Origin of the sequence: Streptococcus sp. 2018110 (assembly GCF_019754115.1) — a bacterium.
Classification (GTDB): domain Bacteria; phylum Bacillota; class Bacilli; order Lactobacillales; family Streptococcaceae; genus Streptococcus; species Streptococcus hashimotonensis.
In genome coordinates this window covers 1-23,659 of the sequence record NZ_JAIJZO010000015.1, presented here as the reverse complement: position 1 = coordinate 23,659, position 23,659 = coordinate 1, and the positions used below count along the sequence as shown (strand labels likewise).

The 23,659-nt window shown below is 38.9% G+C and carries 22 protein-coding genes; 17 read left to right on the top strand and 5 right to left on the bottom strand.

From position 1 onward, the window contains the following. Positions 1-238 precede the first annotated feature (238 nt). The 6 genes from K5Q34_RS08835 to glgP all read left to right on the top strand — a co-directional run bounded on the left by K5Q34_RS08835 (position 239) and on the right by glgP (position 9,701). Positions 239-1,465, top strand: a complete 1,227-nt coding sequence (locus tag K5Q34_RS08835; protein WP_208498539.1) for a peptidoglycan bridge formation glycyltransferase FemA/FemB family protein — start codon at positions 239-241, stop codon at positions 1,463-1,465. After that, complete coding sequence (locus tag K5Q34_RS08830) at positions 1,465-2,697, top strand: aminoacyltransferase (RefSeq protein ID WP_221864848.1); 1,233 nt, start codon at positions 1,465-1,467, stop codon at positions 2,695-2,697. Before K5Q34_RS08835 ends, K5Q34_RS08830 begins: the two co-directional genes overlap by 1 nt. 29 nt (positions 2,698-2,726) lie before the next feature. Further along, positions 2,727-3,137 carry a peptide deformylase gene (locus K5Q34_RS08825; protein WP_221864847.1) on the top strand — a complete coding sequence of 137 codons (411 nt, stop codon included), beginning with the start codon at positions 2,727-2,729 and terminating at the stop codon, positions 3,135-3,137. Between the two features lie 516 nt (positions 3,138-3,653). Further along, complete coding sequence (locus K5Q34_RS08820; RefSeq protein WP_221864846.1) at positions 3,654-5,753, top strand: ATP-dependent Clp protease ATP-binding subunit; 2,100 nt, start codon at positions 3,654-3,656, stop codon at positions 5,751-5,753. 182 nt (positions 5,754-5,935) lie between these two features. Next, a complete protein-coding gene (gene malQ, locus K5Q34_RS08815; protein ID WP_024384099.1) occupies positions 5,936-7,444 on the top strand; it encodes a 4-alpha-glucanotransferase in 1,509 nt (502 codons plus the stop codon). Beyond that, positions 7,437-9,701, top strand: a complete 2,265-nt coding sequence (gene glgP, locus K5Q34_RS08810) for a glycogen/starch/alpha-glucan family phosphorylase (RefSeq protein ID WP_105121089.1) — start codon at positions 7,437-7,439, stop codon at positions 9,699-9,701. The genes malQ and glgP overlap by 8 nt, the downstream gene beginning before the upstream one ends. A gap of 229 nt (positions 9,702-9,930) precedes the next feature. Here the strand turns inward: glgP and K5Q34_RS08805 are convergent, their stop codons facing one another. Continuing rightward, positions 9,931-10,638 (bottom strand): UTRA domain-containing protein, encoded by a 708-nt coding sequence (locus K5Q34_RS08805; protein ID WP_004194205.1) that lies wholly within the window; start codon positions 10,636-10,638, stop codon positions 9,931-9,933. 199 nt (positions 10,639-10,837) lie between these two features. Between K5Q34_RS08805 and K5Q34_RS08800 the strand changes: the two genes are divergently transcribed. Together K5Q34_RS08800 and K5Q34_RS08795 are read left to right on the top strand one after the other, a co-directional pair. Then, positions 10,838-11,629, top strand: coding sequence for an endonuclease/exonuclease/phosphatase family protein (locus K5Q34_RS08800; protein ID WP_105212096.1), 792 nt, complete (start codon positions 10,838-10,840; stop codon positions 11,627-11,629). Positions 11,630-11,662: 33 nt separating this feature from the next. Beyond that, entirely contained in the window at positions 11,663-13,831 is a 2,169-nt protein-coding gene (locus K5Q34_RS08795) for a PTS transporter subunit IIBC (RefSeq protein WP_105136597.1), read from the top strand. Between the two features lie 71 nt (positions 13,832-13,902). Here K5Q34_RS08795 and K5Q34_RS08790 read toward each other — a convergent pair whose 3' ends face one another. Together K5Q34_RS08790 and K5Q34_RS08785 are read right to left on the bottom strand one after the other, a co-directional pair. Then, entirely contained in the window at positions 13,903-14,529 is a 627-nt protein-coding gene (locus K5Q34_RS08790) for a DUF2812 domain-containing protein (protein WP_221864845.1), read from the bottom strand. Between the two features lie 10 nt (positions 14,530-14,539). Then, positions 14,540-14,851 (bottom strand): PadR family transcriptional regulator, encoded by a 312-nt coding sequence (locus tag K5Q34_RS08785; RefSeq protein WP_105212094.1) that lies wholly within the window; start codon positions 14,849-14,851, stop codon positions 14,540-14,542. A gap of 160 nt (positions 14,852-15,011) precedes the next feature. Here K5Q34_RS08785 and K5Q34_RS08780 point away from each other — a divergent pair, with 160 nt between their 5' ends. The 7 genes from K5Q34_RS08780 (at position 15,012) to K5Q34_RS08750 (ending at position 20,958) form a co-directional block, all read left to right on the top strand. Then, complete coding sequence (locus K5Q34_RS08780) at positions 15,012-15,728, top strand: YebC/PmpR family DNA-binding transcriptional regulator (RefSeq protein ID WP_004194195.1); 717 nt, start codon at positions 15,012-15,014, stop codon at positions 15,726-15,728. 493 nt (positions 15,729-16,221) lie between these two features. Then, entirely contained in the window at positions 16,222-17,070 is an 849-nt protein-coding gene (locus K5Q34_RS08775; protein ID WP_004194192.1) for an S-adenosyl-l-methionine hydroxide adenosyltransferase family protein, read from the top strand. 20 nt (positions 17,071-17,090) lie between these two features. After that, a complete protein-coding gene (locus tag K5Q34_RS08770; RefSeq protein WP_024413688.1) occupies positions 17,091-17,636 on the top strand; it encodes an ECF-type riboflavin transporter substrate-binding protein in 546 nt (181 codons plus the stop codon). A 105-nt stretch (positions 17,637-17,741) separates the two neighbouring features. Further along, entirely contained in the window at positions 17,742-18,662 is a 921-nt protein-coding gene (locus tag K5Q34_RS08765; protein ID WP_208546939.1) for a hypothetical protein, read from the top strand. Between the two features lie 210 nt (positions 18,663-18,872). Continuing rightward, on the top strand, positions 18,873-19,856 hold the full coding sequence (locus K5Q34_RS08760) for a rhodanese-related sulfurtransferase (RefSeq protein WP_023369456.1): 984 nt from the start codon (positions 18,873-18,875) through the stop codon (positions 19,854-19,856). Positions 19,857-19,975: 119 nt separating this feature from the next. After that, positions 19,976-20,140 (top strand): VOC family protein, encoded by a 165-nt coding sequence (locus tag K5Q34_RS08755; protein WP_172115756.1) that lies wholly within the window; start codon positions 19,976-19,978, stop codon positions 20,138-20,140. 458 nt (positions 20,141-20,598) lie between these two features. After that, positions 20,599-20,958 carry a lipoprotein gene (locus tag K5Q34_RS08750; RefSeq protein ID WP_024408142.1) on the top strand — a complete coding sequence of 120 codons (360 nt, stop codon included), beginning with the start codon at positions 20,599-20,601 and terminating at the stop codon, positions 20,956-20,958. An 11-nt stretch (positions 20,959-20,969) separates the two neighbouring features. Here the strand turns inward: K5Q34_RS08750 and K5Q34_RS08745 are convergent, their stop codons facing one another. Continuing rightward, complete coding sequence (locus tag K5Q34_RS08745) at positions 20,970-21,395, bottom strand: ImmA/IrrE family metallo-endopeptidase (RefSeq protein WP_238336577.1); 426 nt, start codon at positions 21,393-21,395, stop codon at positions 20,970-20,972. Further along, the gene (locus tag K5Q34_RS08740; protein ID WP_024408140.1) at positions 21,395-21,739 is read right to left on the bottom strand and encodes a helix-turn-helix domain-containing protein; all 345 of its coding nucleotides are present in this window, start codon (positions 21,737-21,739) and stop codon (positions 21,395-21,397) included. The genes K5Q34_RS08745 and K5Q34_RS08740 overlap by 1 nt, the downstream gene beginning before the upstream one ends. A 1,177-nt stretch (positions 21,740-22,916) precedes the next feature. On the opposite strand from K5Q34_RS08740, the gene K5Q34_RS08735 reads away from it, so the two are divergent. Beyond that, positions 22,917-23,210, top strand: a complete 294-nt coding sequence (locus K5Q34_RS08735; protein WP_221864844.1) for a hypothetical protein — start codon at positions 22,917-22,919, stop codon at positions 23,208-23,210. Positions 23,211-23,231: 21 nt separating this feature from the next. Continuing rightward, on the top strand, positions 23,232-23,642 hold the full coding sequence (locus K5Q34_RS08730) for a helix-turn-helix domain-containing protein (protein ID WP_221864843.1): 411 nt from the start codon (positions 23,232-23,234) through the stop codon (positions 23,640-23,642). Positions 23,643-23,659 lie beyond the last annotated feature (17 nt).

The window sequence follows — 23,659 nt, the reverse complement described above, 5'->3', positions numbered from 1 at the left end:
TATCAATTTAATTATGACTTGGAGGTACATTGCTAAATTTTAAAATATTAGAAGCAAAACAAAGCAATTATATATATGCACGTTGATTTTGTGGCACAAATAAAACATTATTATTTTTTATGATTGAGTAAAAATACTTGACAAAATCGATTGCTATACTAGTATAGCAGGGCTTGACACTACGGGCAAGCCCTTCCTAATTAGCGTTAAAAGTAATTATGAACAAGGGGAATAATTAATGTTTTACACTTATAAAATAGGTATTTCTGCTGAGGAACATGATTCATTTGTAAAGCAATCGCCACAGGCTAACCTGTTGCAGAGTAGTCAGTGGGCAACCGTAAAAAGTGAGTGGCGAAATGAGAGACTAGGCTTTTTTAAAGATGGGAAATTAGTGGCAGTTGCTTCTCTTCTTATCAGAAGGTTGGTAGTACCATTTGGTTTTACGATGATTTATATACCAAGAGGTCCAGTAATGGATTATGAAGATGCTGAATTAGTGTCATTTGTATTTAAGTCCATAAAAGAATTTGCCCTCCGAGAACGCAGTGTTGTTATAAAATTCGATCCATTTATTCGACTATCTAGTAAAACTATAACAGGAGATAGGGAAGAAGAATTAAATGTACTTGCCGTCAAAGATAGGATTGTTGATTTGGGAGGTATTTGGTCTGGTCGAGTGCAGACCATGTCGGCTACAATCCAACCTACTTGTCATGCAGTATTATATAGCGAATCCTTCTCAGAGGAATCACTAAATAAACGAGTTCGACAAAATATTCGGTCGGCGCGTAATAAAGGTATTGAGATTCGAATTGGTCGTGAGGAATTGTTAAGAGATTTTTCAGAGCTATTAAAAAAGACTGAGGAGCGCAAATCTATTCGCTTGCGGGGGAGAGAGTATTATCAAAAAATATTGAATGCCTATCCAGAAAATTCTTATCTTGTAGTTGCCTATTTGGATTTAGCAGAGAGATATGAACAGTTATCTTATCTTGAAGAAAAATTAGTAAAAGAGGCCATGACCTTTACCTCCACTACAAGACAATCGAAGATTGAAAATTATAAAATGGAAATCCGAAGAATAAATACAGAATTAGAAATGATAAATTCTCTGACTCGTAACGGGAGTAAGTTAGTTCCATTGGCTGGTACTTTGACAATAAATTTTGCAGGAACATCTGAAAATATCTATGCTGGTATGGATGAAAAGTTTAAACATTATCAGCCTGCTTTACTAACATGGGTGGAGACAGCAAAGTATGCTTTCGAACGAGGTGTGAAATGGCAAAATTTAGGAGGAATAGAGCCAACTTTAGACGGAGGCCTTTATCACTTTAAATCACATTTGAATCCAGTAGTAGAAGAGTATATTGGGGAGTTCGACCTTATTGTTTCGCCAATATTATATAAGATTTTTCAAGTTTTACTGGAAATTAGAAAAAAATTAAGGAAGAAAAAATAATGACTTTTTGTCAAATAACTAAAGAAGAATTTTTAAAGCATTGTCAACAAGTAAATGAAAAATCATTTTTTCAATCCATTGAAATGGCTGGATTACTATCCAAGCGAGGATACGATGTTCGCTATGTTGGTTTTAAAAATTCACAATTAGAGATCGTTATTTCTACTTTGCTTTTCTGTAAGAAGATGGCTGGTGGTTTGTATATGGAATTGAATTCTGGACCGCTGGTTACCGATCATGCTTATTTAGAGGAATTTTATCAATCTTTAAAAAACTATGCGAAGCGTGAAGGCGTACTTGAATTGGTGGTCAAGCCTTCCCAAACCTATCAAGTCTTTGATAGTGTAGGGAATCCAATGAGTGAAGCAGATACTCAACTAATTGAGAAGCTGGTGCAAGTTGGATTTAAACATGATGGCTTACAAACAGGTTATCCAAATGGAGAGCCTGTTTGGCATTATGTGAAGGATTTGCAAGGGCTAAGTCAAGCAAGTTTAACAGATTCCTTCAGTAAAAAAGGGAAAACATTGAGTAAGAAGGCAAACAGTTTTGGTCTGAAGGTTACGCGCTTGAGCAGGAGTCAGCTTTTTCGTTTTCAAGCAATCACAGCTCTCACCTCTAAAAAAAGAGGATACGAAGACAAGACATTGGCATATTACCAAGATTTTTTTGATTCTTTTGGAGAGCAGGCGGATTTCTTGATAGCCAGTATCAATTTTTACAGCTATTTAGACCATTTGGAAGAGCAAAGTGACAGACTACAACTAAGAATTGCGGAATTGTCAGATCGTTTGCGGCCATTTCCTCAGTCCAAGAAGAAGCAAAATGAACTTCGAGAGTTAATGGCTCAGCTAACCAGTTTTGAACAACGAAAATGCCAAGCCCAACAATGGATTGAGGAATATGGAACTGAGGATGTGGATATAGCTGCCAGTCTCTTTGTTTACAGTCGTCGGGAGTTGGTTTACCTGTTCAGCGGTTCCCGCACAGAGTTTGGCAGTTTCTATGCTCCGATTCTCCTACAAGAATTTGCTATGCGGCATTCAATCAGCCTATCCCTTCCCTTTTACAATCTCCTTGGCATTCAAGGAAACTTCGATGGTTCTGATGGTGTTCTTCGATTCAAACAGAATTTCAATGGGTATATTCTACGAAAAGCAGGTACTTTTCGTTATTATCCTCATCCGATAAAGCATAAAATAATTCAAATTATCAAAAAAATAGTAAAATAATACTATATACTTTATCGAAAGAGGTTCCCATGATTCAACCTATTATGAAAGATATTTTCTTCCTACAGCAGAAATCTGAGCCTGCGACTCAGCTAGATGTGCAGGTCGGTCAGGATTTGCAGGACACTTTAGCAGCCAACGCTCACGCCTGCGTGGGCATGGCGGCTAACATGATTGGCGTCAAAAAGCGGATTATCATCGTCAACATGGGCTTCACCAACCTGGTCATGTATAATCCCGTCCTCATCAGCAAGGCCAAGCCCTATCAGACAGAGGAAGGCTGCCTATCGCTGGAAGGTACCCGCCCGACGACACGCTATCAGGAGATTGAAGTGGAGTTTTTGGATGCTTCATGGAAAAGGCAGAGCCTAAAGCTGACAGATTTCCAAGCTCAGATTGTCCAGCATGAACTGGATCATTTGGAAGGGATTATCATCTAGTAGTTACCAAATCTACCGTCAGGTAGATTTTTTTAGTCATTTGAATTAACTTTGATACACCGTCACTTTCACCTTGCCATACTTTTTAGTATAGCCTGCGCCTCATTTCCTTGTCTGAAAGCTAATTCATTCGACTATAAAAAGTCAAAAAAGGTCAAACAAAACTGTTGACTTTTACTGACCAATGGTTTATAATAAGATTCGTAAGGTAAAGGACCTTACGAATTCTTTGAACAAAAGGTCAGTTTAGGTCAAACTAAAAAGTTTGACTGACTAATTGACTAAATGATCAGTAAAAGACAAACTTCTAAGGAGGTTAGGATGAAAGACAGGATTATACCCTACTAGCGTCATTTAGTTTATCTTTTATTACTGCGTTAACTCGCTTTGCCGTACTCCAGTACTGTCTTCAGCTCGTTGCCTAGTACTAAAAGCAAACTAAAAGACTAAATCTATTTTTTCAAAAAAAGGTCAGTAAAAGTCAAAAACAAATGAATTATAAAAGAGGTAAAAACTATGAACAACAATTTCAATAATTTTAACAATATGGATGATATTTTCAATCAACTCATGGGGAACATGGGTGGCTACAGCACAGAGCGTCGCCGTTATTCTATCAATGGGCGTGAAGTGACACCGGAGGAATTTGCCATTTACCGTCAGACTGGTCGCCTGCCACAGACAGAAGAAGTGGCTCAAACACAGGCTAAAGGTCAGATAAAGTCAGATGGGATTCTTGCAAAACTTGGTCGCAATTTGACACAAGAGGCTCGCGAAGGGAAATTGGATCCTGTTATTGGGCGAAATAAAGAAATCCAAGAAACATCTGAAATTTTGGCACGTCGGACTAAGAATAATCCTGTTCTGGTCGGTGATGCGGGTGTTGGTAAAACTGCGGTAGTAGAAGGTTTGGCTCAAGCCATTGTCAACGGAGATGTGCCAGCAGCCATTAAGAACAAGGAAATTATCTCCATCGACATTTCAGGTTTGGAAGCTGGGACTCAGTACCGTGGAGCCTTTGAGGAAAATGTGCAGAATCTTGTGGATGAAGTCAAAAAAGCTGGCAATATCATTCTCTTCTTTGACGAAATTCATCAGATTTTAGGAGCTGGCAGCACTGGTGGAGACTCAGGTTCCAAGGGCTTAGCAGATATTCTCAAACCAGCTCTTTCCCGCGGAGAGTTAACTGTTATCGGTGCGACTACGCAGGACGAATACCGCAATACCATTCACAAGAATGCTGCCTTGGCTCGTCGTTTCAATGAAGTCAAGGTCAATGCTCCGTCCGCAGAAGACACCTACCAGATTTTGAAAGGGATTAAGCCGCTTTATGAAGCCCACCACAATATTGAATTGCCAGATGAGGTTTTGAGAGCTGCGGTGGATTATTCCGTCCAATATATTCCACAACGTAGCTTGCCTGATAAGGCTATTGACCTGGTCGATGTGACCGCTGCTCACTTGGCTGCACAACATCCTGTGACAGATATTCAGACCTTAGAAGCAGAAATGGCTGAGGCAAAACAGTTACAGTTGGAGGCGGCTGAAAAAGAGGATTATGAAAAAGCCTTGAATGAAAAGGTCCGTATTGATAAGCTACAAAAACAGATTGATAATCATACGGAGCAACAGAAAGTGGTAGCGACTGTTAATGATGTGGCTCAGGCGGTTGAGCGAATGACAGGAATTCCAGTTTCTCAAATGGGAGCTTCTGACATTGAACGACTCAAGGAATTGAAAAATCGTCTGGCAGCTAACGTTATCGGTCAAGACGATGCGGTGGAAGCTGTATCTCGTGCCATTCGTCGGAATCGTGCAGGTTTTGATGACGGCAACCGTCCGATTGGTTCCTTCCTCTTTGTCGGTCCGACAGGTGTGGGTAAGACAGAGTTGGCAAAACAGTTAGCGCTTGACTTGTTTGGTAACAAGGATGCCATTATTCGTTTGGATATGTCGGAATACAGCGATCGGACAGCTGTTTCCAAATTAATCGGTACCACAGCTGGATACATTGGCTATGATGACAATTCCCATACTCTTACCGAGCGTGTCCGCCGCAATCCTTACTCCATTGTCCTCTTGGATGAAATTGAAAAAGCAGATCCACAAGTGATTACCCTCCTTTTGCAAGTGCTAGATGATGGGCATTTGACTGATGGACAGGGCAACCAAGTTAACTTTAAAAATACCATTATTATCGCGACTTCTAATGCTGGTTTTGGTTATGGAATGCCAGAAGGTGAAGAAAATCAAGACATCATGGACCGCATCGCCCCATTCTTCCGTCCGGAGTTCCTTAATCGTTTTAACGCAGTTATCGAATTCAAGCACTTGGATAAAGATGATCTCAAAGCCATTGTAGAATTACTCTTGGCCCAGGTCAATAAGACCCTGGCGAAGAAAGGCATCCAATTAACGGTAACGGAAGCAGCGAAAGAATTTTTGATGGAAGAAGGCTATGACCAGGCAATGGGAGCTCGTCCTCTGCGCCGTGTGATTGAAAATCAGATTCGAGACAAGGTAACAGACTACTATTTGGATCATGTTGATGTCAAATATCTGGAAGCGGATGTGGTTGATGGAAGCATCCAAATAAAAGAGCAAAGCTTTGCTTAAAAATAGTGAAGAATTTGAAAAATCGGATAGAAATATCTGATTTTTTCTTTTTTGTTATTCGCTAACAAATGCTATAAAATAGGCTTTTTAGAACATATTAAAACTTTTTTTATAAAATCCTTGACAAGTGCAAACGTTTGCGTTAAACTATATTCGTAACCGACAGAAAGGAAAACGTTTTTATGACAAATCGTACCAGTGGAATTTTGATGCATATTACCTCACTTCCAGGTAAGTTTGGTATTGGTACTTTTGGACAGTCTGCCTATGATTTTGTAGATTTCTTGGTGGAAACCAAGCAAACCTACTGGCAGATTTTACCACTAACAACTACAAGCTATGGAGATTCTCCTTACCAGTCTTTCTCTGCTATTGCAGGAAATACACACTTGATAGACTTTGACCTCTTGGTTGAAGATGGCTTATTGGCAACAGAAGATTTCCAAGATGTAAATTTTGGAGATAATCCTGAAAAAGTAGACTATGCTCTTATCTATCAAGTTCGCCGACCAATTTTGGAGAAGGCAGTTCAAGCATTTTTACAAGATGATAAGAAAAAAGCTGCTTTTCTAGAGTTTGAAAAGGCTAACTCATCTTGGTTGACAGATTATGCGGAGTTCATGGCTATCAAGGAATACTTTGGTAATAAAGCTCTCCAAGAATGGGATGATAAAAAAGTTGTAGCTCGCAACGAGGAAGCACTTGATAAGTACCGCTTAGAATTGGCAAATCAAATCGACTACTACAAAGTCACCCAGTATTTCTTCTTCAGCCAATGGAAACAATTGAAAGAATATGCCAACAAACACCACATCAAAATCATCGGAGACATGCCAATCTATGTTTCTGCTGATAGCGTTGAAGTGTGGACAAAACCCCAACTATTCAAATTGGACAGTGAACGCAAGCCGCTTTATGTAGCAGGTGTACCAGCTGATAACTTCTCGGCAGATGGTCAATTATGGGGAAATCCTATTTACGATTGGCCAGAACATGAAAAAACAGGCTATAACTGGTGGATTTATCGTATCCATGAAAGTTTCAAACTTTATGATGTCCTTCGGATTGACCATTTCAAAGGTTTCTCAGACTTTTGGCAAGTTGATGGTAAGGCAGAGGTGGCAAAAGTTGGAACTTGGGAACCAGGTCCTGGCTACAATCTCTTCAAGGCTGTCAAAGAAACACTTGGAGACCTTCCAATCATTGCAGAAGACCTTGGAAACATTGACGCTAAAGCTCGCAAATTGCTTGCAGATTGTGGCTATCCAGGCATGAAAATCTTAGAATTTGGTTTCTTTGATGTAACAGGTAAGAGTATCGATGCTCCACACCGTTGCATTCCAAATTCAGTTGCCTACACTGGAACTCACGATAATGAGGTTGTCAACGGCTGGTACAACAATCTTGATCCAGAACAACAAGAATACGTGGACGCCTACAGCAACCGTAAGCCGATTGAAAAAGTTAGCCAAGCTATGCTCCGTATGCTGTTTGCAACAGTGAGTGATACAGCTATTGCAACCATGCAAGACGTCCTAGACTTGGGTGAAGAAAGTCGAATGAATATGCCGTCAACTATCGGTGGAAACTGGGAATGGCGCATGAAAGCTGAAGACTTGACCCAAGAACGCAAAGACTTCTTGACAAAAATGACATTACTATACCAACGAGGAAATGAAAACCATGACTAAATTTACAACATTTGCAGAAACAAACACTTCGAAAAAATTAGCTGATTTGACAAATGAAGAAATCTATCTTCAATTGTTAAACTACGTAAAAGAAGCTGCAGCTACAAAACCAAAAAACACAGGAAAACGTAAAGTTTACTATATCTCAGCTGAGTTCCTTATCGGTAAACTCTTGTCAAACAACTTGATCAACTTGGGTGTTTACAAAGACGTTCAAGCAGAATTGGCAGCAGCTGGTAAATCATTGGCTCAAGTTGAAGACGTTGAACCAGAACCATCACTTGGTAACGGTGGTTTGGGACGTCTGGCTTCATGTTTCGTTGATTCTATGTCAACACTTGCTATCAACGGTGAAGGTGTTGGTCTGAACTACCACTGTGGTCTTTTCCGCCAAGTATTTAAGAAAAATGAGCAAGAAGCAGAGCCAAACTTCTGGATTGAAAATGATTCTTGGTTGATTCCAACAACTATCAGCTATGATGTTCCATTCAAAAACTTCACTTTGAAATCAAAATTGGATCGTCTTGATATTCTTGGCTATAAAAAAGAGACTAAGAACTACCTCAATTTGTTTGATATTGAGTCAGTAAACTATGACTTGATTACAGATGGTATTTCATTTGACAAGACTGATATTAAAGAAAACTTGACACTCTTCTTGTACCCAGATGATTCTGATAAGAATGGTGAATTGCTCCGTATCTACCAACAATACTTCATGGTATCAAATGCTGCTCAACTTTTGATTGATGAAGCAATTGAGCGCGGTTCAAACTTGCATGACTTGGCTGACTACGCTTATGTGCAAATCAACGATACTCACCCATCAATGGTGATTCCTGAGTTGATCCGTCTTTTGACTGAAAAACATGGTATTGAATTTGCGGAAGCAGTTGCCATCGTTAAGAATATGACTGGTTACACAAACCACACTATCTTAGCGGAAGCGCTTGAAAAATGGCCACTTGAGTTCCTTGAAGAAGTGGTGCCGCACTTGGTTGATATTATCAAAGAATTGGATGCCCTTATTCGTGCAGAAATTAAAGACCCAGCAGTCCAAATCATTGATGAATCAGGTCGTGTACACATGGCTCACATGGATATCCACTTCTCTAACTCAGTGAACGGTGTAGCTGCGCTTCACACAGAAATCCTCAAAAACTCTGAATTGAAAGCTTTCTACGAGCTTTACCCAGAAAAATTCAACAATAAGACAAACGGTATCACTTTCCGCCGTTGGTTGGAATTTGCCAACCAAGACCTCGCTGACTACATCAAAGAATTGATTGGCGATGAATACTTGACAGATGCTACTAAACTTGAAAAATTGCTTGCCTTTGCTGATGACAAGGAAGTTCATGCTAAGTTGGCTGAAATCAAGTTCAACAATAAGTTGGCTCTCAAACGTTACCTTAAAGACAATAAAGGTATCGAGCTGGATGAAAATTCTATCATTGATACACAAATCAAACGTTTCCACGAGTACAAACGCCAACAAATGAATGCCTTGTATGTTATCCATAAATACCTTGAAATCAAGAATGGAAACCTTCCGAAACGTAAAATCACTGTTATCTTCGGTGGTAAAGCGGCACCTGCCTACATCATTGCACAAGACATCATTCACTTGATTCTTTGCTTGTCTGAGTTGATCAACAATGATCCAGAAGTAAATAAATACCTCAATGTTCACTTGGTAGAAAACTACAATGTAACCGTTGCTGAAAAACTCATCCCTGCGACAGATATTTCTGAGCAAATCTCATTGGCTTCTAAAGAAGCATCAGGTACTGGTAACATGAAATTCATGCTCAACGGTGCATTGACACTTGGTACCATGGACGGTGCCAACGTTGAGATTGCTGAGTTGGCTGGTATGGACAACATCTATACATTTGGTAAGGATTCAGATACCATTATCGACTTGTACGACAAGGCTGGATATGTATCTGCTGACTACTACAATGGCGATGCTAATATCAAACGTGCGGTTGACTTTATCGTTAGCGATGAGGTAAAAGCACTTGGTAACGAAGAACGCCTTGCACGCTTGCACCATGAATTGATTTCGAAAGACTGGTTCATGACCTTGATTGACTTGGCTGAATACATCGAAGTAAAAGAACAAGTCTTTGCAGATTACGAAGATCAAGATTCATGGAACAAGAAAGTTGTTCATAACATTGCCAAAGCTGGATTCTTCTCTTCAGACCGTACTATTGAACAGTACAACCAAGACATCTGGCACAGTAACTAATTGAATTCCAACAATTAGTAGGAAAGTTGATTGAACCACTCCAAAACTTATCAGATCAATTCTTCCTATGTGTTGAAGAATAAAAAACTATCAGTTTTTACCATTATTGGTGCTCTCCTTAGTATATAAATGCAAAGAATGTCTCTGCAAAAAAGCGGAGACATTCTTTTTATAACTATAAAATTCTAGAAGTTTTGTACACTTGGTCGAAAAAATCGAAAGTTTCCTTTTACCGTTTCGCCATAGAAACAAAGCTAACTTTGTCTGGACGGTAACTAATTGTTCCATACTGGAAAGCTTGACCATTTGAAAGATAGGTGATACTAGTGACCACGACGACCATATCATAGTCTCCTAAGTCCATCAATTGTTTTTCTTCTTCGTTTGCAAAACGGAAGGAGATTTCACGTCTGGAATGAGAAATTGTTAAATGGAGTTCTTCTTCTAAGTAGCGGTAAATAGAGCTTTCGGCAATTTCTTTGCTGAGATAAGGGACGACCCTACGGTCGAAATAGGAAATGTCATATTCCAACCGCTCACCATCAATTGTCCGTACCCGACTCACTCGATAGAAATCTACCTTATCATCAACTTCGAAAGTTGACATTAAATCTTCCTGGCCTTGAATAATATAAAGCGAAGTAAGCTGGGTCTGAATTTGGTGCTGTGATCTTTTGTTCAATTCGCCCGCTGTTTTAATTTCAGAAAGATACTGGTCCTTCATTAGACCATGTTCGATAACAATAGAAGATTTCCCCTGTTTCTTTTGAATATAACCATCCATTTCAAGAAGAGATAGTGCTTTGCGAATGGTGTCCTTGGAGTAGGAATACACTTCCATTAATTCATTTTCTGTCGGTAGGGCCTGTCCAGTTGACCAAACCTGCTCTTCGATTTTTTTCTTAATATCTTGATAAACTTTTTTATACTTACTCATAGTTTCCTGTCTTTCTACCCATTAGTGTATCATAAAAGAGCCAGAAAGGGGCAGTACATCTATTTTATTTAGTAGAATACACAACTTTTACGTAAAAGTTTAAAATATTACGGAAAAGTTATTGACTAATGCAAACGTTTACGTTATACTATTTATATAAAAAGAAAACGGTTACGCATTTTCAGAGAGAGGGGGAGCAATGAAATTACTAACAATTAATGTCCATGCCTGGTTAGAAGAAAGGCAGGATGAAAAACTAGATGTTTTAGCCCAAACAATAGCTGAAAAGGCTTATGATGTCATCGCTCTTCAAGAAGTCAATCAGCTCATAACTGCTGATTTGGTAACGAAAGACTTGAAGGCGGATAATTATGGCTTGATTTTATTAGAAAAATTAAGAGCCTTGGGACAATTTGACTATTCATATTATTGGAGCAACTCACATATCGGCTACGATAAGTACGAAGAAGGGATTGCCTTTCTTACCAAGTTGCCAGTTTATGAAATGGATCCATTTTATTGTAGTCAGAATAAATCTGTTGATTCCATCCTATCACGGAAAATTATGGGCTTGACGGTCTTCTATCAAGACCAGTTGATCGATCTTTATTCTTGTCATATCAATCTTCCAGGGAGTGAAGAGGAAGATCAGCTTGATAACATTCGTACGATTGTGGAACGGACTGGCAATAGACGTTTTAAGATTCTCATGGGAGATTTTAATACCGATGCCTTCTCAGATCGAGAGGCCTACGAAGCGATTACAGAGCTTGGACTTTATGATTCATACAATCTAGCGATGGAAAAAGACCAGGGGATTACGGTTGAAAAGGCTATCGATGGCTGGGCTGGTCACAGTCAGGAAAAACGATTGGATTACATTTTCTTAAATCAGAAAAAGGAAGTTTTATCCAGCTTAGTGATTTTCAATGGAGAGAATCGTCCGATTATTTCCGACCATTTTGGTGTGGAAGTTGAAATTAATGTATAAAATGGCACAGAGCCAAAAAATAAAGGAGAAAAAATGAAAAAATTTCTTAGTTTCGAATTTTGGCAAAAATTCGGTAAGTGTTTAATGGTCGTGATTGCAGTTATGCCTGCAGCAGGTCTTATGGTTTCTATCGGAAACTCTATTCCGTTAATCAGCCCAGAATCAGAACTCTTGATTCGTATTGGGAATATTATTGCCCAAATCGGTTGGGGGATTATCGGAAACCTTCACTTGCTCTTTGCCTTGGCTATCGGTGGTAGCTGGGCTAAGGAAAAAGCTGGCGGTGCTTTCTCGGCAGGTCTTGCTTTTATCTTGATTAACTTGATTACTGGTCACTTCTTTGGTGTGACGACTGACATGCTTGCAGATGCAGCGGCAACCGTAACCACTGTTTTTGGAACAGAGATTCCAGTTTCAGGCTACTTCGTCAATATCTTGGGTCAACCTGCTCTGAACATGGGTGTCTTCGTTGGTATCATCGCTGGTTTTGTAGGGGCGACAACCTATAACAAATACTACAATTACCGCAAATTACCTGATGTTTTGACCTTCTTTAACGGTAAACGCTTCGTACCATTTGTGGTTATCTATCGCTCAGTTCTTGTAGCGCTAGGATTAGCTATCTTTTGGCCGGTTGTTCAAACAGGAATCAACAGCTTTGGTAAATGGATTGCAAGCTCACAGGATACAGCACCAATTCTTGCTCCTTTTGTTTATGGTACCTTGGAACGTTTGCTTCTTCCATTTGGTTTGCACCACATGTTGACCATTCCAATGAACTATACGTCACTTGGTGGTACCTATGACATCTTGACAGGTGCACAAGCAGGTACACAAGTATTTGGACAAGATCCGCTCTGGTTGGCTTGGATTACAGACTTGATCAACCTCAAAGACGCTGGTGATATGGCTCAGTACAATGACCTTCTTGCAAACATTACTCCAGCCCGTTTCAAAGTTGGTCAAATGATTGGTTCATCAGGGATTTTGATGGGATTGACTTACGCTATGTACCGCAATGTGGATGAAGATAAAAAACATAAGTACAAAGGTATGTTTATTTCATCAGCACTTGCAGTATTCTTGACAGGCGTAACAGAACCAATTGAGTTTATGTTCATGTTTGCAGCAATGCCACTCTATGTCGTTTATGCTTTTGTACAAGGTGCGGCTTTTGCCATGGCTGACGTTGTCAACTTGCGTATGCACTCATTTGGTAATATCGAATTCCTTACACGTACACCGATGGCGATTAAAGCTGGTATCGGTATGGATGTTATTAACTTTATCTGGGTAACAGCCCTCTTTGCGGTTGGTATGTACTTCATTGCCAACTTTATGATTAAGAAATTCAACCTAGCAACAGCTGGACGCAATGGCAACTATGATACAGAAACAACGGATGTGGTTTCAAACTCAAACGTAGATACTGCGGATGCCAATTCACAAGTAGTTCAAATCATCAACTTGCTTGGTGGTCGTGATAATATCGCAGATGTGGATGCTTGTATGACTCGCCTTCGCGTTAGTGTTAAAGATGTGGCACAGGTTGGAGATGAAAATGCTTGGAAACAGGCTGGTGCTATGGGCTTGATTATCAAAGACTCAGGTGTTCAAGCAGTCTATGGACCAAAAGCAGATGTTCTCAAATCAGACATTCAAGACTTGCTAGAATCAGGCGTTGCTATTCCTCATACAGAAATTGTTGCGACAGAAGAAGTTGCTCCTGAGACTCAGTTCAAAGGTGTGACGGAGACAGTTTACTCTGTCGCTGAAGGGCAAGCTATTGCCATTACAGAAGTAAAAGACCCAGTCTTCTCACAAAAAATGATGGGCGACGGTTATGCAGTTGAACCTAGCTCCGGCAATGTTTACGCACCGGTTTCAGGGATTGTAACCAGTGTCTTCCCAACCAAACACGCTGTCGGTATTTTGTCTGACAAGGGTGTAGAAGTCTTGGTGCACGTCGGCCTAGATACGGTTGCGCTAAACGGTGCTCCATTCTCAGCTAAGGTAACAGATGGCCAACGTGTTGAAGCAGGTGACTTGCTCCTTGTTGCAGATCTTGAAGCTATTCGCTCAGCAGGACGCGAAACAACCATCGTCGTTGCCTTCACAAACACAGCTGAAATCAAATCTGTCAGCCTTGAAAATCTTGGACAGGTCAGTCAAGATAGCCAAGTTGCTAAAGTAGAGTTGTAAAAAGTAAAAAAAGATTGAAAAGATGATTGCAGTCAATTCTTTTCAATCTTTTTCTTTTGGATAGTATGCCATCAGTATTTTTCTAATTTCTTCGCTTCTTTTTTACCTTTTTTAGCGATATGGAGGAAATAAATAGACCAAGCAAGGAAAAATAACGGAATGATGCCACTTCTAAACAATGCGAATGGGGTTTCAAAGAGAAAACCAAACCAAAAACTGGTGCCAGTCCGTTCCCATAGTCCTGGAGTTAGGTACCAGGATTTAGGATTCCAAAGTGTGTATCCATTTTGGAGTCCAACTTGGTAATGGATAAAAAATAAGGTCAGAAATAATCCGAAATAGGAGTAGGCATAATTTTGGTAGCGTGAATAGAATGCTTTTTTCGATTCGGTATCAGAAAAAATTTCTGTGCTTGAAGCTTCAATTGTTTGTTGAAAATAATGGATGCCACATCTACGACTACCTTGTATAGGTTGCCAACCACAGTCTTCAAATAGAGAGAGGTAATTTGAATATTCTCCTTTTGCAATATGTTCATGAAAATCAAGGCGTACGGGATGAGAGGGTCGACTACATTTTTCAAAATGATAGGCTGCTGTCCACGGAGTTACTTTGACAAGCTGATAACCTTCGGATTGAATCGAATTAATCCAATGTTCTTCCTCTTGTAAACTGGTGAATAATTTGTGTCTTATCATGGCTTCCTCCTTAAAAACCTAATTCTTTGGCAATATGATGTAGTTTTTGAATACGCTGTGTTTCCAGTTTAATAATCTCTTGTCCCTTTGCTGTTACTTGATAGACTTTTCTTCTTTTATCGGAACTTGGAACGGAACAAATCCATTTTAGTTTCAAAAGATTCTCAATCGCTCCATACATGGTTCCTGCAGCAATTTTCACATCACCATCACTCATATCCTCTACTTTTTGCATGATATGGTAGCCATGGGCAGGTTCCAAGAGGGCTAATAGAATATAGTAGGTTGTCTCCGTTAAGGGGAGGTGCTTATTCCTTTTCATTTGGCTTCTCCTATGTAGTTCAAATGTACAGTTGTACTATATATTGTATATCGGAAAACTATATATGTCAACTGTATAGTGAAGAAGATTTTAAAAATCTTCTCAATCCTTGCCATTTATGGTATAATAAAGCGATTTTATAAAATGTAGGAGGTTCCCCATGGGACGTAAATGGGCCAATATTGTAGCCAAGAAAACCGCAAAAGACGGTGCTAACTCAAAAGTTTACGCCAAATTTGGTGTTGAAATCTATGTAGCAGCGAAAAAGGGTGACCCAGATCCAGAAACAAACTCAGCGCTGAAATTTGTTATCGACCGTGCTAAGCAAGCGCAGGTTCCAAAACACATCATTGATAAAGCCATTGACAAGGCAAAAGGAAATACAGACGAAACCTTCGTGGAAGGTCGTTACGAAGGCTTTGGACCAAATGGTTCTATGATTATCGTTGATACTTTGACATCAAACGTCAACCGTACCGCAGCCAATGTTCGCTCTGCCTTTGGTAAAAACGGTGGAAACATGGGTGCATCTGGTTCAGTATCATTCATGTTTGATAAAAAAGGTGTGGTTGTATTTGCAGGTGATGATGCAGATGCCATCTTCGAATTGCTCCTTGAAGCAGATGTCGAAGTCGATGATGTAGAAGCAGAAGACGGCACAATCACTGTCTATACAGCCCCAACTGATCTGCACAAGGCCATCGTGGCACTCAAAGAATCAGGAATCCAAGAGTTCAACGTCACTGAACTTGAAATGATCCCGCAATCAGAAGTATCACTTGAAGGCGATGACCTCGCAACATTTGAAAAACTCTACGACGCCCTCGAAGACGACGAAGACGTCCAAAAAATCTACACGAATGTAGATGGGTTCTAATAAAATTGGCAGTCCAGTGGACTGCCAATTTTATTAGAAGGCTGGAAATAGAAATCGTCGGCAGATGATTCTCATTGCACGTAGGATGTCTTAAAAGGTTGGAGATTGGAACTGCCGGCAGGCAGTTTTCTTTGTATCTAACTGTCCGTGGGACAGTCATTTTTATTAGAAGGTTGGAAATAGAAATCGTCGGCAGACGATTCTCATTGCACGTAGGATGTCTTAAAAGGTTGGAGATTGGAACTGCTGCTAGGCAGTTTTCTTTGTATCCAATTGCTCAAAGACGATAGTTGGTTGGAACTAGAGAGTGGAGGATTTTATCTTAAGTTCGAAGAAGGTACGATGGGAAAATTTGCGGAGTTTTCGGTGGCTGATAGTAGAGTGCTTGACAGATGAGGTATAAGGAAAAACTATAGCCAGGCTTTGGAAATATCTATTTGAATGGTCACGGGTTTTCTGTTATCATAGAACGGTAATAAGATTAGGAGAATGTATGTCAAATAATTTACTTGTTTTACAATCAGATTTTGGTTTAGTTGATGGTGCAGTTTCAGCGATGATTGGTGTTGCTCTCCAAGAATCGAGAGATTTAGTTGTTCACCATCTAACTCATGATATTACTCCGTACAATATCTTTGAGGGTTCATATCGCCTCTTTCAAACGGTCGAATACTGGCCGGAGGGGACAACATTTGTTTCGGTTGTTGACCCAGGAGTTGGTTCAAAACGTAAGAGTGTAGTGGCTTTGACCGAACAAAATCACTATATTGTAACGCCAGATAATGGGACGCTATCCTTCATCAAAAAATATGTGGGGATAAAGGCGGTTCGAGAAATTTCAGAGGTGGCCAATCGCCGTGCCAATACAGAACATTCGTACACCTTCCATGGTCGAGATGTTTATGCCTATACGGGAGCTAAATTGGCTTCTGGACACATTAGCTTTGAAGAAGTTGGTCCAGAATTAAGCGTGGATAAGATTGTGGAAATTCCAACAGTCCCAACGGAAGTTGGTTCAGATTATGTAAAAGGTGCAATTGATATTCTAGATGTTCGATTCGGCTCGCTTTGGACCTCGATTACGAGGGAAGAATTTTACACCTTGCAACCGCAGTTTGAAGATCGCTTTGAAGTGACCATATACAATAACGACATGCTTGTGTATCAAAACCAAGTAACCTATGGCAAGTCTTTTGCGGATGTACGTATCGGACAGCCATTGATTTATATCAATTCCCTCTATCGTGTAGGTGTTGCGATTAATCAGGGCTCATTTGCCAAGGCTTATAATGTCGGTGTAGGTCAAAACTGGCATATTGAAATCAAACGTATTAGTAATTAAAGAAATTTTAGGAGATAGTTATGAAAAATAATTCAATCAAAACAGTCGTTGCTACTGGTATCGGCGCAGCCCTCTTTGTGGTTATTGGTCATTTAATCAATATCCCAACCTTTGTCCCAAATACTTCTATCCAGCTTCAATACGCTGTTCAATCGCTATTGGCAGTTGTATTTGGTCCTGTGGTTGGCTTCTTGGTCGGTTTCATTGGTCACACGCTTAAGGATTCGTTGACTTACGGTCCATGGTGGTCATGGATTTTGGCATCAGGGGTCTTTGGTTTGGTTGTTGGTCTTACCAAAAAACGTCTGCGTATTCAAGAAGGGATTTTTGAAGGGAAAGATATTCTTTTCTTTAACCTTGTTCAGATTGCGGCGAATGTGCTTGCTTGGGGAGTCATTGCCCCAGTTTTAGATATTCTTATCTACAGTGAGGCGGCGAATAAGGTCTTTGCACAGGGACTTGTAGCAGGTATTGTAAACAGTATTACGGTTGCTATTGCAGGGACACTCCTTTTGGCTGTTTACGCAAAATCTCAAACGAAGACAGGTAGCTTGTCTAAAGATTAAGTTTTTATTTTCCCTAGAAAAAATTCTAGGGTTTTTTAATACAAAAAATACATATATGATATAATAATATAAAACAAACAAAAACATGTGTTCAAGGGGAGAAGTATGGTCTGGACAGAAGAAAAGTTGGGACCGATTATTCATTCTATACTCAATCCTGACGAGGAAGTTTTAAGTCTTTATCAATCGAAAACGACGAAATCAATTTATGGATGCATTCTTTGGAATAGTTATTATTATAAGGTTTTCCGAGTTAGTAACCACCCATCACAATCTACATATAAACAGCCAACTTTTTATGATTTCCATGGCGAATTTTATATGAAAGGAGCGATTCGGACCTATCTTTACCACACGAACAGTTGGTATGAACTTAGTAAGCAAGGCTACTACCTTCTTCTCTTTTTTCAAAAGTTATGGGATGAAAAGCAAGAGGTGGAGGCGAGTTGGCAAAATGGTAGGATGCAGATTCGCTTAGTGGTTGAAGAAGAGGAGGGGCAAGTCCATTACCGTTTTCCAGATCATCAGGCAAGGGAGGTTGAACGCCTATTGGCCTCAGGCATGCTGGTAGCCATTCGCTCCTCCAGAAATTTTATCAAGATACGGACGAGTCGTTTTGTTGCACCGTATATAGCTCTAATCAAACAGCGTCAACTTTATCGAAAAAAGCCGAGTAAAGCTATGCTCCAGTGGGAAAAATATCAAAGTCAACTTATTGAAATCCAAAGGACCTATCGGCTAGTGGAGGAAAGTGCTCCGCAAACTTTTTTTGGACACTGGTTGAATAAGGTCCAACTCTATCTCTGCTCTGCCATTGCCAGCTATTGGGAAGAAGTTATTAAAGGAGTGGAGTGGCAGGAGGCAAGAGCAATCAAAGAGCAAAGGAAAATCGAGAAGCCACATAATCCTATTGAAGATAAATGGAAGGAAAATATTGCTAGACGCCATAAGCGAAAAGTGGACCAACTTATCGGACATGATACCTTGGAAAAACTCCGACAGCTGAAAATAGAATTAGACGACTAAGAAGTTATAGCGAACCTTCAATAAATGCGGTAGCATGTCATCCATGTTACCGTATTTTTTACATATAAGCACTGAACCTGCGAATAGAGGTTCTAAATTTTCAGTTCAGATTTTTGTCTTTTGAGGGGCTAAACGATATAATCGTAAGGTATCATTTATTAGAAATGACAGAGTTTTATCATCTATTGCAAAGATTGAGAAGGAGAAATCATGTCAAAAGACATTCGTGTATTACTTTATTATAAATATGTCCCAATTGAAAATGCGGAAGCCTATGCTGCTGAGCATCTAGCTTTCTGTAAGTCTATCGGACTCAAAGGACGTATTTTGATTGCTGATGAGGGAATCAACGGTACTGTTTCTGGTGACTATGAAACAACTCAAAAGTACATGGACTACGTTCATGCAAACCCATTGTTCAGCGATTTGTGGTTTAAGATTGATGAAGAAAATGAGCAAGCTTTCAAGAAAATGTTTGTTCGTTATAAAAAAGAAATTGTCCACCTTGGTTTGGAAGACAATGACTTTGACAACGATATTGACCCACTTGTAACAACAGGTGCCTACTTGTCACCAAAAGAGTTCAAAGAAGCTCTCTTGGACGAAGATACAGTTGTTTTGGATACACGTAATGACTACGAGTACGACCTTGGGCATTTCCGTGGTGCTATCCGTCCAGACATCCGCAACTTCCGTGAATTGCCACAATGGGTCCGTGATAACAAAGAGAAATTCATGGACAAGCGCGTGGTTGTTTACTGTACTGGTGGTGTTCGCTGTGAGAAATTCTCAGGCTGGATGGTTCGTGAAGGCTACAAGGATGTCGGTCAGCTCCACGGTGGTATCGCAACCTATGGTAAAGACCCAGAAGTTCGTGGCGAATTGTGGGATGGTAAGATGTACGTCTTTGACGAGCGTATCGCGGTCGATGTTAACCATGTTAACCCAGTTGTCGTTGGTAAGGACTGGTTCGATGGCACACCATGTGAGCGCTATGTCAACTGTGGCAATCCATTCTGTAACCGTCGTATTTTGACATCAGAAGAGAATGAGCACAAGTATGTTCGCGGCTGTTCAGCTGAATGCCGTGCTCATGAGCGCAACCGTTACATTTCTGAAAACGGCTTGACTCGTCAAGAATGGGCAGAACGCTTGGAAGCGATTGGGGAAACTCTGACTCCAGCAAATGCTTAGTAATACCAAAATTGCATTGAAAAATCAGTGCAATTTTTTTGTGCAATCAGAATTCTTTATATTTTTTCAGTCCACTCTATACGAAGCCTATCAATTAGAAAAGAGAAGGAGATGAAGTCTTGATTTCGCTTAATGTGGCGAGTAGGGAAGAAGTGGATAGGCTTATCGAGCGTATTGAAGTAAATGGTGGACCAATTGCAGATCGCTCGACAGATGCCCACGGCTTTTATGGAGCAAGTTTTACGGACCTTGATGGGGATCATTTTAATGTGATTGTGAGGTAAGAAGGTAGAATTCATCTGCTCTAGAATCATGGATGAAGGTATTTGAAAAGGGAGAAACTGATGATTCTTCCTTTTTTTCAGAGTCAATTTACGCTATAATAGTCCTATAGCAAGTTTATCTATTTAAGCTTGTGTCAATGGGGATTTTAATAATGATGTATTAAAACTAACCAAAAAACTAACCAAGCAGGTGTTACTAATTTGAATATAAAGTAAAGGGTATTATTGTTGATAATATTTTTTATTTTGTATTTGAAAATATTACAGATTTCAAAGTTATATTAATGATTAAATTACAAATAAAAAATGGTTTTATTTTTTGAGTTTTTTGTTAGATTATGATACAATTTGGATAGTTGCAATACGGTATTATAATATTCAAACTTATTAGTAAGTTGGTAAATAAAGATATTGACCGCTTTAAGGTGTTTATGCGGGAAAGATTACGAGGTTAAGATATGAAAAAGATTATTGGTTTGTTGGTTTTGGTTTTATCCGTGTTTACGTTGGTTGCATGTGGTGGAGCTAATGAATTAGACGGTGAATATTATTGGGTATATGAAGGGAAACCGGAGTTTTTACGTTTTGAAATAAAAGGGGATGAGGGGTATTATTACCCAGACGGAAGTAAGACGGCAATGACTATTGATAAAGAGCGTAATACGTTTACTTATACTTCTTACGGGATTGTTTATGAATTAACCTATGAGTATAATGAAGATGGTACTTTAAGTTATAATGGGACATTTGGTGGAGATGTAGTCTATAAAAAGGGGAGTAAGGCTTATAATGAAGAATTAGAGTCTACTAAAGAATAAAAGATAAAAGACTAGAGCAATCTAGTCTTTTTGATATTCTCTTGATACAGTTTAGTAGCTAATTCTTTGACAAAGTTTTCATACTTTGTAGGAATACGGGCATTTTGCATATACTCTAGATAGTTGAAATTCTCATTTATGGGATACTCAGTATTTATAAGGTTCATAAAATCAATGATTCGGTCTTTTTCAGCTTGGTGTTCAATTCTATGAGAATAAGTTGGAATTTGAGAAAGGCTATTGTTGCAATCGTCATTAATAAAATGAGAGCGTTCATGTAGTAAAACATTGATTGCTTCCGTATCATTTAGATTTTTATCAAGGTAGATGATTTTTAAATTATTAATGCAAAGATGCCTTCCCTTGCTTTCGGGAAGATCTGTATAAAGTATGATAATGTCTAATTCTTTTGTTTCAGTGATTAGACGCTCGAGCATTATTGTTCATTTAGACTTTCTAAGTAGATACGAAGGGCTTCTTTCATGTTTTCTCGTTCCTGCTCAGTAGCAGGTTTACCATTGAAGCCTAATGATTCATCAATAGCTCTATCCAGTTTTTCTTCATCTATTTCTGATGAATTTTTAATATCGGTTTTTCCTAGTAAATAGTCAACGGATACATCGAAAAAATCGGCAAATTTTTCGAGTGTCTCTTTTCCAGGATTTTTTTTTCCGCTTTCCCACTGTTGATATGCAGGTTGAGAAAATTTGAAATGTTGAGCAATATCTTTTTGTGTAAGCCCTGCTTCTTTTCGTAAGGCTTTTAAGCGTTCTGTGAACATATAACTAATCTTTCTAAATTTATTAAAAAAAGTGTTGACAATAAAAGCTAAAGGTTATATAATATAAATATAAGCTAAGGCTTATAAAATGAAAATTATAACAAATCAAAAGAGGTAAATAAAAACTTTTCAATTTACCGAAATTGATTTGATTGAACATTGAAAATAATAAATAAAAAGTGCGTCAGACAACCTGTACAAGACTGGCTGAACCAACACACGCATAATAAATGTGACAATTTAATTATACGTGTAAAAGTTCAAAAAGTCAAGTACGGTTGAAGTGATTGTAGGTTTTACTGACTTCTTTCAAGCCTACAATCTGCGTACTAAGTGTTTATGCTTCTTTCCCTGTGTAGAGCGAAAAAGGAGAACTGCTACCGAAGTTAGTAGGTGGAGGCGAGGTCGAATTTTCTATCTTTATTCGGAAAAGGAGACAAAGCGGGCGGTGTGTGAGTTACGGATGTGACTTGCTAAAGGATAAGGTGTTGAGGACGAGGTGCTGATACCGCTAGAAATCTGTGACTTATCCGAGGTAAAGAAGGGAAGTTGTTGTGAAACAACCTGAAACTTTACCAAGTTAAGAATAGGACTTAGTGTGCGAAGATATGAGCATGCAACATTTCTTATCCAGACGATTTGTAAACACAAGTCGTCTTTTTTAATTTAACAACAGGAAAGTCATTGTTTACTAACTAGGTTTCGTCCTGTAGATAATGACTTTATTTAAAAAGGGTAACAAGGAGACTTGCTACTCTTTTTAAGTGAAAAAATCATGAGGTAAAACAAAATGCTTATGGAAATATTAAAATATTTATTAGTTTATTTAGGGACAAAGCTATTTATGGTACTATCTTTGTATTTAGCATGTGTATATTATGATGACGAAGATTTATTCAAAGAGTGTCTTCCAGCAATCTATTTTGAGTTCATAGCTGTATACAAGCTATTGAAAAGGCTAGTAAATAAATTCAAAAAAGGAACATAATGATAAAGCCATGAACAGACATCATGGCTTTTATTCATTTACATAGGGCAGTAAGTTACAAAAACATCTTTTTAAACTAATATATAAAATTTTCTCCAAATTAGAATATCCCACTAATACACTTACTGCTCTATTTAAGTGAATAATCACTTCAAAAACTACAGAAAGGAATTAGGAACGAATGTGGAAATGAAAGTTACTGATAAAAGTATTTATAATTTCGCAGGTCAGGTAATTGGAAAAAATTGGGGACTAGAAATCATCCCAACTGATCCAACAGAAAAATCTTTTAAACCAGTCTATCCGTATTCAAACGATAAAGAAGCTCTAGAAGAATTTATTTCAATGTATAAAGAAGAGCTAGAGTCATTCTTTGAGTCAGGAGAATGTTTATACTTCTGCCGTCATGTTTGGGAAAACAATACAGAATGTCGGGAACAAATGAAAGAAATTTGGTATCGTAAAGGTGTGATTATCAATTAAAAGAAAGTGAGACATGAGAATATGTTAGGAACTAGACTACAAACCCTACGCATCGATAATGAAAAAAACAAAGAAGAGTTATCCATCTATTTAAACATGACGGTAGATGGCTATAGTAGATATGAAACAGGCAAACGTCAACCAAGTGTAGACAATCTAGTAAAATTAGCCATTTTCTATGGAGTTAGTTTAGATTATCTCTTAGGTCGTGATGATATTGAAATGCCTATCTTTGAACGTGAAAATGTTGTATCTTATAGAGATTTGGTTGAATTAGGAGTGAATCCTAAGTTAGCTCATGGAATTGTTGCACAGATTGATAGTTCAAAACCATTTGAGGAACGTATTCGTCGCTCTGTAGATGATAAGACAAAGTTTGTTACCAGGGATGAGGTGAAGGCCTTATTAAAAGGTCTATTCAATTTACTATAGCTATTATAAGAAAGTTG

Coding starts and splice junctions, on each gene's coding strand:
- K5Q34_RS08835 (WP_208498539.1), top strand. CDS start 239: ATGTTTTACACTTATAAAATAGGTATTTCTGCTGAGGAACATGATTCA.
- K5Q34_RS08830 (WP_221864848.1), top strand. CDS start 1,465: ATGACTTTTTGTCAAATAACTAAAGAAGAATTTTTAAAGCATTGTCAA.
- K5Q34_RS08825 (WP_221864847.1), top strand. CDS start 2,727: ATGATTCAACCTATTATGAAAGATATTTTCTTCCTACAGCAGAAATCT.
- K5Q34_RS08820 (WP_221864846.1), top strand. CDS start 3,654: ATGAACAACAATTTCAATAATTTTAACAATATGGATGATATTTTCAAT.
- malQ (WP_024384099.1), top strand. CDS start 5,936: ATGACAAATCGTACCAGTGGAATTTTGATGCATATTACCTCACTTCCA.
- glgP (WP_105121089.1), top strand. CDS start 7,437: ATGACTAAATTTACAACATTTGCAGAAACAAACACTTCGAAAAAATTA.
- K5Q34_RS08805 (WP_004194205.1), bottom strand. CDS start 10,638: ATGAGTAAGTATAAAAAAGTTTATCAAGATATTAAGAAAAAAATCGAA.
- K5Q34_RS08800 (WP_105212096.1), top strand. CDS start 10,838: ATGAAATTACTAACAATTAATGTCCATGCCTGGTTAGAAGAAAGGCAG.
- K5Q34_RS08795 (WP_105136597.1), top strand. CDS start 11,663: ATGAAAAAATTTCTTAGTTTCGAATTTTGGCAAAAATTCGGTAAGTGT.
- K5Q34_RS08790 (WP_221864845.1), bottom strand. CDS start 14,529: ATGATAAGACACAAATTATTCACCAGTTTACAAGAGGAAGAACATTGG.
- K5Q34_RS08785 (WP_105212094.1), bottom strand. CDS start 14,851: ATGAAAAGGAATAAGCACCTCCCCTTAACGGAGACAACCTACTATATT.
- K5Q34_RS08780 (WP_004194195.1), top strand. CDS start 15,012: ATGGGACGTAAATGGGCCAATATTGTAGCCAAGAAAACCGCAAAAGAC.
- K5Q34_RS08775 (WP_004194192.1), top strand. CDS start 16,222: ATGTCAAATAATTTACTTGTTTTACAATCAGATTTTGGTTTAGTTGAT.
- K5Q34_RS08770 (WP_024413688.1), top strand. CDS start 17,091: ATGAAAAATAATTCAATCAAAACAGTCGTTGCTACTGGTATCGGCGCA.
- K5Q34_RS08765 (WP_208546939.1), top strand. CDS start 17,742: ATGGTCTGGACAGAAGAAAAGTTGGGACCGATTATTCATTCTATACTC.
- K5Q34_RS08760 (WP_023369456.1), top strand. CDS start 18,873: ATGTCAAAAGACATTCGTGTATTACTTTATTATAAATATGTCCCAATT.
- K5Q34_RS08750 (WP_024408142.1), top strand. CDS start 20,599: ATGAAAAAGATTATTGGTTTGTTGGTTTTGGTTTTATCCGTGTTTACG.
- K5Q34_RS08745 (WP_238336577.1), bottom strand. CDS start 21,395: ATGCTCGAGCGTCTAATCACTGAAACAAAAGAATTAGACATTATCATA.
- K5Q34_RS08740 (WP_024408140.1), bottom strand. CDS start 21,739: ATGTTCACAGAACGCTTAAAAGCCTTACGAAAAGAAGCAGGGCTTACA.
- K5Q34_RS08735 (WP_221864844.1), top strand. CDS start 22,917: ATGAAAGTTACTGATAAAAGTATTTATAATTTCGCAGGTCAGGTAATT.
- K5Q34_RS08730 (WP_221864843.1), top strand. CDS start 23,232: ATGTTAGGAACTAGACTACAAACCCTACGCATCGATAATGAAAAAAAC.